10 protein-coding genes are annotated in these 13,138 nt (G+C 57.4%); 8 read left to right on the top strand and 2 right to left on the bottom strand.

Features of this window, described 5'->3' with window-relative positions; genetic code table 11:
* Positions 1 to 58: 58 nt before the first annotated feature.
* The 7 genes from E0502_RS13820 to E0502_RS13790 all read left to right on the top strand — a co-directional run bounded on the left by E0502_RS13820 (position 59) and on the right by E0502_RS13790 (position 9,599).
* Positions 59 to 1,438: a helix-turn-helix domain-containing protein gene (locus tag E0502_RS13820; RefSeq protein ID WP_137678566.1), complete on the top strand. Its 1,380-nt coding sequence runs from the start codon at positions 59 to 61 to the stop codon at positions 1,436 to 1,438.
* Positions 1,439 to 1,513: 75 nt separating this feature from the next.
* A complete protein-coding gene (locus tag E0502_RS13815; protein WP_137678565.1) occupies positions 1,514 to 1,801 on the top strand; it encodes a hypothetical protein in 288 nt (95 codons plus the stop codon).
* Between the two features lie 134 nt (positions 1,802 to 1,935).
* Positions 1,936 to 3,321 (top strand): TIGR03013 family XrtA/PEP-CTERM system glycosyltransferase, encoded by a 1,386-nt coding sequence (locus tag E0502_RS13810; RefSeq protein WP_137678564.1) that lies wholly within the window; start codon positions 1,936 to 1,938, stop codon positions 3,319 to 3,321.
* Positions 3,300 to 5,441: an XrtA/PEP-CTERM system histidine kinase PrsK gene (gene prsK, locus E0502_RS13805; RefSeq protein ID WP_240049099.1), complete on the top strand. Its 2,142-nt coding sequence runs from the start codon at positions 3,300 to 3,302 to the stop codon at positions 5,439 to 5,441. The genes E0502_RS13810 and prsK overlap by 22 nt, the downstream gene beginning before the upstream one ends.
* Positions 5,441 to 6,805, top strand: a complete 1,365-nt coding sequence (gene prsR / locus E0502_RS13800) for a PEP-CTERM-box response regulator transcription factor (protein ID WP_137678563.1) — start codon at positions 5,441 to 5,443, stop codon at positions 6,803 to 6,805. Before prsK ends, prsR begins: the two co-directional genes overlap by 1 nt.
* Positions 6,789 to 8,567, top strand: a complete 1,779-nt coding sequence (locus tag E0502_RS13795; protein WP_161593785.1) for a tetratricopeptide repeat protein — start codon at positions 6,789 to 6,791, stop codon at positions 8,565 to 8,567. The genes prsR and E0502_RS13795 overlap by 17 nt, the downstream gene beginning before the upstream one ends.
* Positions 8,568 to 8,615: 48 nt before the next feature.
* Positions 8,616 to 9,599, top strand: coding sequence for a bile acid:sodium symporter (locus E0502_RS13790; protein WP_137678561.1), 984 nt, complete (start codon positions 8,616 to 8,618; stop codon positions 9,597 to 9,599).
* On the opposite strand, the gene E0502_RS13785 is transcribed toward E0502_RS13790, so the two are convergent.
* The gene (locus E0502_RS13785) at positions 9,550 to 10,623 is read right to left on the bottom strand and encodes a DUF475 domain-containing protein (protein WP_137678560.1); all 1,074 of its coding nucleotides are present in this window, start codon (positions 10,621 to 10,623) and stop codon (positions 9,550 to 9,552) included. The two genes, E0502_RS13790 and E0502_RS13785, sit on opposite strands and share 50 nt — an antisense overlap.
* Before the next feature lie 68 nt (positions 10,624 to 10,691).
* The gene (gene panB / locus E0502_RS13780; protein ID WP_137678559.1) at positions 10,692 to 11,561 is read right to left on the bottom strand and encodes a 3-methyl-2-oxobutanoate hydroxymethyltransferase; all 870 of its coding nucleotides are present in this window, start codon (positions 11,559 to 11,561) and stop codon (positions 10,692 to 10,694) included.
* A gap of 119 nt (positions 11,562 to 11,680) precedes the next feature.
* On the opposite strand from panB, the gene E0502_RS13775 reads away from it, so the two are divergent.
* Positions 11,681 to 13,108 (top strand): sodium-dependent transporter, encoded by a 1,428-nt coding sequence (locus E0502_RS13775; RefSeq protein WP_137678558.1) that lies wholly within the window; start codon positions 11,681 to 11,683, stop codon positions 13,106 to 13,108.
* Positions 13,109 to 13,138: the final 30 nt, after the last annotated feature.

The following is a 13,138-nucleotide window of genomic DNA, read 5'->3' as shown; positions in this document are numbered from 1 at the left end:
TTGTCTATTTTGGCCGCTTCTGCCAGTTTAGAATGTAAAGCTGAAAAGAAAGTGACAAATGACGGATACTGCCCTTTTTGCCGGACCGGTGATGCGCCGCCTCCGCAAACGTGAAGGATTAACTCAGGCGGCGATGGCGGAACGCTTGTCGATATCCGCGAGCTATCTCAACCTGATCGAACGCAATCAACGCCCGTTATCGGCTCGGGTCATGGTTCAAGTTGTCGATGTTTTCGACTTCGATCCGCGCAGCTTGCGCGAGGACGAAACCATTGGCGGTGTCGATGGGCTGATGCGCCGCCTGGCCGACAAGCGCTTCAGCGACTTCGGGATCGATAGGGAGGAGGCCGTCGAGTTTCTTGGCGCGGCACCGCAGATCGCCGCAGCCTTTGCGCGCCTGTTCGATACCGCAGGCAAGGCGGTCGCGAGAGAGGAAGATCCTCTCGTTCAGTCACGGATCGAGATAGAGCGCTGGCGCAACCATTTCGGTGATCTCGATGAAAAGGCGGAGCTTATTGCAGACGATTTGCGCCTATCGCATGGCGATCTGGGGGTCGCATTGGCAGAACGTTTGCGTGAGAAACACCAACTGGCGGTTCGCATTCTGCCTCGCGATGTGATGCCCGACGCAGTGCGAAGGCTCGATCTGCATGCGCGGCAATTGCAACTTTCCGAAATGCTGTCTCCGGCATCTCGAAATTTTCAAATTGCCATGCAGGTCGCGCTTCTGGAGGAGCAGGATGCGATTTCCGGCATCGTTGGTGGTTCCCGGTTGACCAGTGTCGCTGGCCGGAAACTGTTTGAGCGACATCTCGCCAGTTATTTTGCCGCAGCGCTTTTGCTGCCCTATGGGCGTTTCCTTCGTGCATGTGAAAGCACCGGGTACGATCTGCCGATCCTGCAGCGCCGTTTCGGTGCAAGCTTCGAACAGCTGGCACACCGCCTGACGACCCTGCAGCGTGTGGGTCAGCGAGGCTTGCCGTTCTTCATGGCGCGGATCGACCGTGCTGGGCAATTTTCCAAGCGATTTGCCGGAGCGAGCGGGACTCTGTTGCTTGAGGACGAGGCCAGTTGTCCGCTCTGGATCGTCCATCAAGCATTTGAACGTGCCGGTCAGATTTGTGTCCAACCGGTCAGCGTCGATACGCGTGGGGCCGGCAAGGGACACTGGCTGACGATCGCGCGTGCGGTGGACGGTAGCGGCACGGCGGGAGACGCGAGGTTTGCCGTCATCCTCGGTCTTGAGGCCAAGCTGGCAGGACAGCTCGCGCAAGCGCGCGGCTTTTCATTGCGTGAAGAGGACGCACAGCTCATCGGTATCGGTTGCAGGCAGTGCTTTCGCGCAGATTGTCGGCAGAGATCACTTCCTCCGGCAGGTGCGACGCTCGACTTTCAGAACACTGAAAGGGGCTTGACCCCGTTCAGCTTCGGCAGATGAGCACGCCGATTTATTTGCCTGGACGGAACGTAATCCTTCGCCAGCGATTCTGATCTCAGTCGAAGGAGTTGAGAAATGGTTGAAGAACGTACACGAATTACCCGGACGCCTGAAGGTGAAACGCACACGGAAACAACAGTCTACACCGACTCGAACTCGAGTGGCGGCGCTGGAAAATGGGTTCTGCTCATAATCATGGTGGTCGCTGTGATTGGCGGGATTATCGTTTTTGATCGACTTGGCGGTGCCGAGATTGCCAAGGATAACGCCATCGCCGGAGCAGCGGCTGATGTTGGCGACGCTGCCCAGAAGGTAGGAGACGCCGCCGAAGACGTTGCCGATGATGTAACGAATAACCAATAATCAATAACGCCTTATTCACTCTGGAACGCTCCGGAATCTGCGGGTTCCGGAGCGTTCTGTAAAATTTACCGACATTTCACATCTCGGTTGTAGTTCGGTCCCTCAATTGATGGGAATTTCCGGACCGGAACCTGATGATCCGCCTGTTCAAACATTACATTCCGCATGCGGTCATGCTGTTGGGGCTAGTCGATTTGGCCTTGCTTGTGTTGGCGGGAGAGGCCGCCTGGCAATTGCGTGCGGCCCAGATCGGGATGGATCCCGGAGCTTTGTCCGACCGGATAATTCAGATCGTCAGTTTCTCATTGACTGTCTGGATCGCCATGATTGCCGTGGGCGTTTATGGCAGCGAGGCTCTGCGTTCCTTGCGATTTGCCGGTGCGCGGCTCCTTGTCGCGGTCAGCCTTGGCATCCTCGCGGTTTCCTTGCTCGATTTCCTTATTCCCGGAGCCACTTTTTGGCGTTCCACTCTGATCTACGCGATGCTCTTTGCGATCGGCGTGCTGATCCTTGCGCGCCTGTTGATTGGTACTTTCATCGGCAGTGCAGCATTCCGCCGCCGAGTCGTAGTGCTAGGAGCGGGCCTGCGAGCGAAGCGCCTCAAAGCGCTGGCAGAACGCCCCGGATCCGGCTTTGCGATCGTCTCCTATATCGCGATGAGCGAAGCCGCGCGTGAAGTCGAAGAGGCAATCGCGCGCGATGCAATCCATGACTTGGGCCGTTTTGTAGACAACCTGGCGGCGAGTGAAGTGGTCCTGGCATTGGAGGAGCGCCGCAATGCGCTACCTCTCAAGGACTTGCTCCGGATCAAGACCATGGGGGTTCATGTTAACGACTTCAGCAGCTTCATGGAGCGCGAAACAGGCCGGGTCGATCTGGATTCAGTGAATCCCAGCTGGCTGATTTTCTCGGATGGTTTTTCCGGCGGAAGAATGGTTTCGAGTGCAGCCAAGCGCATATTCGACATCCTGGCATCCGGTCTCCTCCTGGCGCTCACTGCGCCGGTTATCGCACTGTTTGCGTTGCTCGTAAAACTCGACAGCAAAGGGCCGGCTTTCTTCCGGCAGCAGCGCGTTGGGCTCTACGGTCAGGCGTTCGATGTCATCAAACTGCGTTCGATGCGTACGGATGCAGAAAAAGACGGAGTCAAATGGGCCGAAAAAAACGACCCACGTGTGACCCGGCTTGGGCGGTTCATCCGCAAGGTCCGGATCGACGAACTGCCGCAGACATGGTCAGTGCTCAAGGGTGAGATGAGCTTTGTCGGTCCGCGGCCCGAAGTGCCCAAATTCGTGACCGATCTTGAAGAGCAACTGCCGTACTATGCGGAACGGCACATGGTGAAGCCCGGGATTACAGGGTGGGCGCAGATCAATTATCCCTACGGGGCAAGCATCGAAGATTCGCGCCACAAGCTTGAATATGATCTCTATTATGCGAAGAATTACACGCCGTTTCTCGACCTGCTGATCCTGCTGCAAACTCTCCGGGTCGTGCTTTGGCCCGAAGGGGCGCGTTGATGGAGGGCGGGCAGGACATTCTGCAGATGGTTGCATTCTTCCTGCACCTGAGCGGAGCAGCTGCATGCGTGGTCGCGCTGGCGTGGATCATGCGCCACGGCGACCGGGCACGGGCTGATCGGATTCCAATTCTGGCTGCATTGGGCTGCACTGCCGGATGGTCGGTAATGCATGCTGCTCTGGGCCCGTTGTCGCTTCTCACAGCTGCGATGGAGATTGTGCGCAATCTCTCCTGGATCTTCGTTCTCTATAGCCTCTTTGCCAATGATGGACGGCATGAGAGCATGAAGCCGATCCGGCCCGTGGTAATGGCGCTGGCATTCGTGGAGTTCCTCCAGCTTTGCCTCATCACGATTGCAGCAAACCTCGCCCTGACCAGCGACCTTCAGGTCCTGGTGCTGCAGATCGTAGTCATGTTCCGCATTCTGGTTGCGGTCGGCGCACTTGTTCTGCTCCACAATCTTTATGTTGGCGCGACGCAATCGACGCGGCAAATCCTGCGTTGGACAACTGCGGCGTTCGCAGCTTTGTGGGCCTTCGACCTCAACGTTTACACGGTTGCCTATCTCGGCGGAGCATTTCCGTTTGAACTTTCTGCAGTGCGCGGGCTGGTGGTGGCGGTAGCGGCTGTCCCGCTGGCGATCGGAGCCACCAGAGGGGCTGCATCGATGCGCTTGCGCCCGTCGCGAACGCTGGCATTCCAGACTTTGTCCCTGATCCTGATCGGGGCTTATCTGCTGGTGATGGTCGGTGTCGCCCAGTCGCTCAACATGCTCGGTGGAAATGTGGGACGATTGGCCCAGGTCGGATTTACCTTCGCTGCGAGTGTCGTTGCCCTTTTGTGGCTGCCGTCTGCACGGCTGAGGGGCTGGCTGCGCGTGACAGCGGTCAAACATCTGTTCCAGCATCGCTATGACTATCGCGCTGAATGGCTTCGTTTCACTCAGACGATCAGCCGCGGCACGGAGGACGGACAGTCGCTGCATGAACGCGCGATCAAGGCCATGGCCGATATTACAGACAGCCCTAGCGGGCTGTTGTTCCTGCGCGAAGAACTGGGCAGCCTTGAACTGGCGGCGCGCTGGAATTGGAAAGACATCGAAGTCCCGCGTGGATCAATCGGGACGGGCTTGTCTGATCTGTTCGAGCAAAGAACATTCATTGTTGACGCGGATGATGTTCGGGCGGGCAAAGATCAGCATGGTGAAGGGCAATTGATGCCAGCTTGGTTGCTGCAGGATGATAAGGCCTGGGCGATTGTTCCCTTGTTGCATTTCGACCGATTGACTGGCGTCATAGTGCTCGCGCGCCCCTCTGAACCGCGAAGCCTGGATTGGGAGGATTTCGACCTTTTGCGGGTCGTAGGTCAGCAGCTCGCGAGCTACATTGCCGAACACTCCGGCCAGAAGTCGCTGATGGAAGCGGCCCGTTTCGACGAATTCAATCGCCGGATTGCTTTTGTCATGCATGATATCAAGAATTTGGCGAGCCAACTGTCGCTCTTGTCCAGAAATGCCGAGAAGCATGCAGAGAACCCCGAATTCAGAGCGGACATGCTCGTGACCCTCCGCAACAGCGGCGAGAAGCTGAATACCTTGCTTGCCCGGTTGAACCGTTATGGTGGCAAGGGTCCCGACAAGAAGTCCCAGATCGATCTCCTTGAAGTCGTCGACCGGGTTGCCGTGCGTTACAAATCCCAAGCGCATATTTCGGTTATTGAGCGGAACAACGCCACGGTGCTCGCCGACAGCGAAAACCTTGAACAGGCTTTGGTTCACTTAGTGCAGAATGCAGTCGATGCGGGGACTGAGGATGATCGTGTTTATCTCAATGTCCTTCTGGAAGGCGTGAGTGCTCGCATAGAGATCCTCGACTCCGGATCGGGTATGAGCGCGGACTTTGTTCGCGACGGACTTTTCAAGCCATTCGTCTCGTCGAAACAGTCGGGCTTCGGGATCGGTGCATTTGAAGCGCGCGAGCTGATCCGGGCAATGGGCGGCCGGCTCGATGTTGACTCACGAGAGGGGCTGGGCACCCGCTTCACAGTAACCTTTCCACTATCACAGTTCGCCGGCGCTGAGCCGGGGGAAGTCAGCAAACCAGACAGCGAGGTGGCATGATGGCCAACGCCAAGCCCAAGCTCTTGATTGTCGAAGACGACGAGGGTCTGCAAGCCCAGCTCAAGTGGGCATACGACGAATTCGATGTCACTATAGTGGGTGACCGCGAAGCCGCGCTGACTGCATTGAGAGCTGAAGAGCCAGCAGTTGTCACCCTTGACCTGGGTCTCCCGCCCGATCCCGACGGAACGACTGAGGGATTTGCGCTGCTCGATGCCATCATGAGTCTCAAGCCGGACACGAAGGTTATCGTCGCTTCGGGCCACGGTGCGCGGGAGAGCGCACTACAGGCAATCGAGTCCGGGGCTTATGACTTTTACCAAAAACCGGTCGATATTGATGCTCTTGGGCTGATCGTTCGTCGGGCCCTCAATCTGCATGAAATAGAGCACGAGAACCGGCGTCTTGCGAACAAGGCGAATGTGGACAAGACCGTGCTCGGCAGCCTGGTCACCACTGCGCCCGAGATGGTCAAGGTCGCGCGAACGATCGAGCGTGTGGCCAACACCAATGCAACGGTCATGCTGCTCGGTGCGAGCGGAACGGGCAAGGAATTGCTGGCACGCGGGCTGCACGACGCCAGCAATCGAAAGGATGCCGCATTTGTCGCGATCAATTGCGCAGCGATCCCGGAAAACTTGCTGGAGAGCGAGTTGTTCGGTCACGAGAAGGGCGCGTTTACCGGTGCCGTGAAGACCACCGAAGGAAAGATCGAACAGGCCCATGGTGGCACGCTCTTTCTTGACGAAGTCGGCGACATACCGTTGCCATTGCAGGTCAAGCTTCTGCGCTTCCTTCAGGAACGGACAATCGAGCGTGTCGGAGGCCGCAAGGCGATTGATGTCGACACGAGGATTGTGTGCGCAACCCACCAGGACCTTGAAGCAATGATCACCCAAAAACTGTTCCGCGAAGATTTGTTCTATCGGCTTGCGGAGATCGTTGTGAAAATTCCGGGCCTTGCAGAACGGGCTGGCGACGCGACATTACTGGCAAAGCATTTTCTCAACCGTTTCTCTGCCGAGATGAACCCGCAGGTGAAGGGGTTTACTCCGGACGCGCTCGCAGCAATCGACAGCTGGGCGTGGCCCGGCAATGTCCGCGAACTTGAGAACCGGGTAAAACGGTCGGTCATCATGGCCGATGGCAAGCTAGTCGGTCTGGACGATCTTGACCTTGATGAGAGCGACGATGACCATGTCGAAGCCCTGAACCTCAAGAGCGCCCGCGAACAGGTCGACCGCAAGCTCATCCGTCACGCTATCGCGCGCAGCGAGGGCAACATCTCGCAATCGGCCAAGCTGCTCGGGATCAGCAGGCCGACGCTCTATGATCTACTTAAGCAGTATGACCTTCAGACTTGAAAAACGCCTGAATGGCCTGATCCTGGCAATGGGACTTCTGCTCGGGGCTTGCGCGCCGGAGCAAGCCGAACTTTCGCCAATGGAAAAGGCGCAACAGGCGCTTGCGCAGAACGATCCGATAACTGCCGAAGTCGAGCTGCGCGGAATGCTCGCAGACGGTACCGATCCCAGTGAGATCGCGGCCTATCTCGGTGAAGCCGAACTCCAGCAGGGCAGCCTTGCCGAAGCGCGAGAATGGCTGAAAGCTCGTGAATTTTCTGATGCCACCAAAGCGCACGGATATCACATGGCCGGACGGCTTGAGATGCTTGATGGCGAATTGCCGTTGGCCGGGCAGGCGTTCGACCGTGCGCTGGCTGCTGGCGGTGATGATGCGGAACTTTGGGTCGATATCGGCCGGCTCCGCTATCGCGGGGGCGAACAGGCGCAAGCGTATGCGGCCGGCATGAAGGCTGTCGAGCTTGGCCCTGAAAACCTCCAAGCGCTCATGTTCTACGGTCAATTGGTGCGCGACTCGGAAGGCATGCAAGCGGCTTTGCCATGGTTCGAGCAAGCTTTGCTCAGCCATCCGGATGACCTGCAATTGCTCGGGGAATATGCTGCGACATTGGGCGAGATGGGGCAAGCCAAGCTCATGCTTGAAGCAACCCGGAAGATGATGAAAATCGATCCGGGCAACCGCAAGGCACAGTTTTTGCAGGCTGTCCTGGCGGCGCGCGGCGGAAACATTGATCTCGCGATTGTCTTGCTCCAGCGCAGTGGTGAGCTGGAACGCGGCGTTCCTGCAGCAATGTTGCTCTCGGCGATCATCGACCTCGAGCGCGGCAACTATGCCAGTTCGGCGCAAACATTGGAAAGACTTGCATCGATCCAACCGGACAACCGCCGGGTGAAACTGCTTTTGGCACGGGCCCTGTCGCTAGGACGAAATGACAATGAACTGCTTTATCGCTTCGACAGCGAGGCTGCCCGCGTTTCATCTTCAAGCTACTTGCAGACCTTGGTGGCGCGATCTTTTGAAGCCAATGGGAAAAGGGAGAACGCCGCTTCATTGCTCGATCGAGCCCTTACGGCTCGGTCAGCGCAATTCGGAGTGATCGCTCCCGAGACGACCTTGTCTGTGGCGCGCGGGAGGGCTGGCAATGGAAGTGCAGGCGCCATCAATTTTGTTCGCGCCGCCATAGTTGAGAAGCAGCCCTCCGATGCCCGGAGAATAGCGGATCAATTCGCACGGCGTGCCCCCGGTTCTGGCGATGCACAAGCGCTGCTGGGTGACGCTTTGCTTGCATCTCAAAGCTTGGGACCGGCGCTTGATGCATACGGCAGGGCCAGTTCAATCAGGCGGCCTTGGCCGCTGGTCAACAAGATGGCTGGTATTCTGATTGCCCAAGGGGAACGCGATCAGGCACTGGCGTTGCTCGACGGCTTCTTGCTGGGCGAAGCAGCAAATGTAGAAGCGATGACAACCCTGGCTTTGCAAAACGGTTATGCCGGAAACTGGGAGTCGTCAGCATTCTTCGCCGACTATGCGATCCTGCACGGCGCAGCGCGAGACTACCTTTTGCTCTCGATGCGGGCAAAGGCAGCAATCGCCCTCGATGAAATCGACCTCGCGGTCGAATATGCAGAAGCGGCGCATGACCTCCAACCTATGAGCCCGTTTGCGGCGAAAATTCTGCTCGATGCCTATCGCAAAGCTGAGGTCGACCAATTGCTGATCGATGTTGTGGAGACGAAAGTGCGGCTTTTTGAAACAGCGTAGCTGACCACCGCTCGACATTGATCGTCTGGCAAGCCAGTGGTGTCCGCGATGTCTCGCATCGCTTCACTCTTCGACCCGATGGTCAAGCTGCTCTTGCTGGCGATCCTGCTGGCATTTTTGGTTCCGGCGATAGATCGCACGCTGGAGATAGCGCGCGCCGTTTCCAATGGTGCGATTTTTCTGCTGTTCTTCGTCAACGGATTGCGCATTGATCGGCGGGAGATCGTGCGATCTTTTGCTCGCCTCGGGTTTTTCCTACCGCTTTTGCTGTGGGTTTTTGTTGCGATGGCGCTTGTTGGACTGGGTTTCGCCAAGCTGGCGTCGGGTGTGCTGCCACCAATGGTTGCGCTTGGATTTCTATTTCTTGGCACCTTGCCTTCGACCATTCAGTCAGCAACTTCCTATACAATCATTGCGGGGGGCAATGTCGCACTGTCGGTTGTCGGTGCCGCGCTCGTGAACATCGCGGGCGTGTTTGTCACCGTTCCGCTGTTCGCACTCCTAGGCGGAGGAGTGGTCGCAAATGTCGGCTATGAAACCATCATTCGCATAGCGTTGCTACTTGTCCTGCCGCTGCTGCTCGGGCTCTCGATCCAGAATCGAGCGCGGAACTGGATCGAATCCCGGCGCAGCAAATTGGTTTGGTTGGACCGGGTTGTCATCGCGATCGCCGTCTATGTCGCGTTTTCAGGCGCAGTCGATCAAGGGATTGCCACGCAGGTTACGGCGATAGGCTGGGCATGGCTCTTTGCGCTGGTTCTGCTTTTTCTGGCTGTGGCCAATTTCGGATCATGGATGGTCGGCGGGTTGTTGCAATTCCCGCTGGCGGACAGGATCGCATTCCTTTTTGCTGCCTCTCAAAAGAGCGTTGCTATCGGAGCACCATTGGCCGCTCTGTTATTTACGCCTGAGGTCGCCGGATTTATCATTGCACCCTTGCTGCTCTATCATCTGGTGCAGCTGATGCTCGCTGCGCCGCTGTCTACGCGCCTGGCAGATCGGTCGCTTGTTCAGAGCCATTCCTCCGATTGAAACGGATCGACCACCACAGGGAGAAGCCGATCAACACGGCGCCGATCAAACCTGTTATTGTCTCGGGTATATGGAATTTGGCTGAGAAAAGCATAATGAAGCCGAGCACGATTATGGCCCAGAAAGCGCCATGTTCCAGATAACGGTATTGCGCGAGTGTGCCTTCGCGCACGAGGTGTATCGTCATGGAACGCACAAACATCGCGCCGACAGACAGCCCCAAGGCAATCACGATCATATTGTTGGACAGGGCGAAGGCTCCGATTACGCCGTCGAAGCTGAACGATGCGTCCAGGACTTCGAGGTAAAGAAATCCACCAAAGCCGGAACGCACGATTTCGTCGGCGGCTTTCTTGCGCGCCTCACGTTGCTCGATAATTGCCCCAAGCGCGTTCACGCCGATATATGTCACCAGTCCCAGGATCGCTGCAGTAAGAAAGACGACGCTTTCCTCCGTCGTCAACAGTATCGAGACCCCGTAGACTGTTCCCAGCACCAGCCCGATTTCGACCGCCGGCACACTGGAAAACCGGCTGATGGTTCTTTCAAGTGAACCGATCCAATGGACGTTCTTGTCTGAATCGAAGAAAAATGAGAGCCCCACCATGGCCAGGAAAGCGCCACCAAAGCCGGCAATCCCGAGGTGTGCTTCCGATACGATGCGTTCGTATTCCTCTGGCTGGTTCAGCGACATTGTGACCGCTTCAATCGGTCCAAGGTCTGCGGCGATTGCGACAATGGCGATCGGGAATACGATGCGCATTCCGAACACGGCGATCAGGATGCCGATGGTCAGGAAGCGTTGCTGCCAGACCGGATCCATATCGCGCAGGACGGTCGCGTTGACCACGGCGTTGTCGAAACTCAGCGATACTTCCAGGATCGAGAGCACGAGCACGATCCAGAGCATCGACAACATACCGCCCAGAGTGCCCGTGCTGGACCACCCGTACCAGGCGGCAAGGGCAAAACAGACCGCGGTGAAAACCAGCGAGAATTTGTAGAACTTCAGTAGCGAGGCCATGTGCCGATCCAATGTTGATTGATGCCGGCTGCTACGCAGTTGATGGAGCCGGCACAAGAACGGATATGTTACTTCGGCTGATAGGTTTGTTCGGCACCGGGGAAGGTGCGTTCGCGTACCTCGCTGGCATAGGTCGCTACGGTTTGTTCGATCAGCTGTGCGATGTTCTCGTACTTCTTCACGAACCGTGGCACGCGCTCGAACATTCCCAACATGTCCTCCGTCACGAGGACTTGGCCGTCACATTTTGATGATGCGCCAATTCCTATGGTAGGGCACGCTACTGAATTCGTCGCGTCAATCGCGATTGGCTCGACAACGCCTTCGACTACGATCGCAAAGGCTCCTGCATCGTCCAATGCTTTGGCGTCTGACACGATCTTCTCTGCTTCCGTGCCGCTTCGCCCGCGCGCAGCATAACCGCCCAGCACATTTACCGCCTGCGGTGTCAGCCCGACATGCCCCATAACCGGGATGCCGCGCTGGTTAAGGAACGCCACGGTCTCTGCCATGACTTCTCCGCCTTCGAGTTTGACCGCTGCGGCACCGCTCTCCTTGAGCAGGAAACTCGCGCTTTCGAACGCCTGCTGCGGCGATTGTTCGTAGGATCCGAATGGCATGTCGACTACGACCACTGCATGGTAACTGCCACGCACGACCGCTGCGGCATGATCCGCCATCATGCGCAGTGTCACAGGGATGGTTGAAGGAAGGCCATAGATGACTTGCCCGAGCGAATCCCCGACGAGTAGGAGATCGCAATGCGCGTCGAGCAGCTGCGCCTGCCGTGCAGTGTAGGCAGTCAGCATTACGAGCGGCAGGTCGGTTGATCCATCAGACTTCCGCTGGCGGATCTTGGGCACCGTCAGGCGCTTCATTGGCGCCGGCGTAGGATTGGCGCGACTGGTCGAGGTATCGAGCTGGAAGGTCGTAGACATGGCAACGCTTCTAGCCGAGCAGGGGATTTGCGCAAATGGTCACTCGACTGTCTTGGCAAATCGTTGCAGAAGGCTTCGCTAACGCGCCGGAGGGGCGCCGCGAGAGGGAAAATTTCACGATGGTTGCTACCAGTACGACTCCGGGTGAGGGGTGGTCCTCACGTTCGGCATTTATCTTGGCTGCGATTGGTGCGGCCGTTGGTCTCGGCAATCTGTGGCGTTTCCCGACGCTTGCTGGTGAAAATGGCGGCGGTGCGTTCGTAATTTTCTATATCGGTTGTGTTTTCCTGCTGGGCTTGCCGCTTTTGTTGGCGGAGGTATTCATTGGCCGGGCGGGGCAGACTGATGCTGTCGGCTCCATCCGCAATGTAGCCAAAGCGTCCAATGTCTCGTCGCGCTGGTCGATTTTCGGCGGTCTTGGCGCATTGGCGGCTTTCCTGATCGTCTCGTTCTACTCGGTCGTTGCCGGTTGGGTGCTGTATTATGTCGGCGTGTTTGCTGCCGATTTCGGGCAGGCTGTGCTGGCGGGCGATCCGTTCCGCGGAGCGTTGCAAGGACAGTCGCAAGAGCAGATTGCCGGACGTATGGGTGATTTGTTCGCCGACCCTGTCCTGCTCCTCGCAATGCACTTCGCATTCATGGGTGCGACGTTGTTTATCGTTGCGCGCGGCATCAGCGGCGGCATCGAAAAGGCAGCAACCTGGTTGATGCCCGCTTTCTTCGTGCTTTTGATCGGTATCACCATTTATGGGGCGATCGTCGGCGATGTCAGTGAAGCGGCGGCATTCCTGTTCACGCCCGACTGGTCGAAACTGACGCCGGAAGTTATGAATTCCGCACTTGGCCAGGCACTGTTCTCGCTCTCTCTCGGGGTAGCCGGGATTATCACATATGGTTCCTATATCCGGGAAGGCACAAAGCTCGGCTCGACAGCAGCAGCGATTGCGCTTGCCGATACCGGTGTTGCGCTGCTTGCTGGCCTTATGATCTTCCCGATTGTTTTCGCAGTCGGGCTTGATCCGGCCGCAGGGCCAACCTTGGTTTTCCAGACCTTGCCATTCGCATTTGAAGCCATGCCTGCCGGTTCACTTATCGGCTTGCTGTTTTTCGTTCTCGTGCTTGTGGCGGCTATCACCAGCTCGATTTCGCTGCTTGAAGTCCCAACGGCGTGGGGCGTGGGCGAAATGGGTTGGTCGAGGAAAATGTCTGCAGGCATTTTCGGTGGCGGCGCATTTCTGATCGGGGTGTTGTGCCTGCTGGGATACAATGTTCTTTCGGACGTACGGCCGCTGGGCTTCTGGTCGATCTTCGAGAACACCGATATTCTTGACACCGTCGATGGTTTCACGGGCAAGATCATGTTGCCGCTGGGCGCATTGCTGACCTCACTGTTTATCGGATGGCGAGCCGACCGGCGCTTGCTGGAGACCACGACCGGGCTGTCAGGCGGGATGTTTACGATCTGGCGGTTCCTGCTTGCCTGGCTCTGCCCACTGGCTGTGACGGCAATCCTGATAACCGGTCTGTTCCCGGCCGTTCTTGGCTAATCGGCGTTTTTCGATTGGCGTCTTGATGAC

It is taken from the genome of Parerythrobacter lutipelagi (assembly GCF_005434975.1).
GTDB lineage: Bacteria > Pseudomonadota > Alphaproteobacteria > Sphingomonadales > Sphingomonadaceae > Parerythrobacter_A > Parerythrobacter_A lutipelagi.
This window is presented reverse-complemented; position numbering and strand designations above follow the sequence as displayed.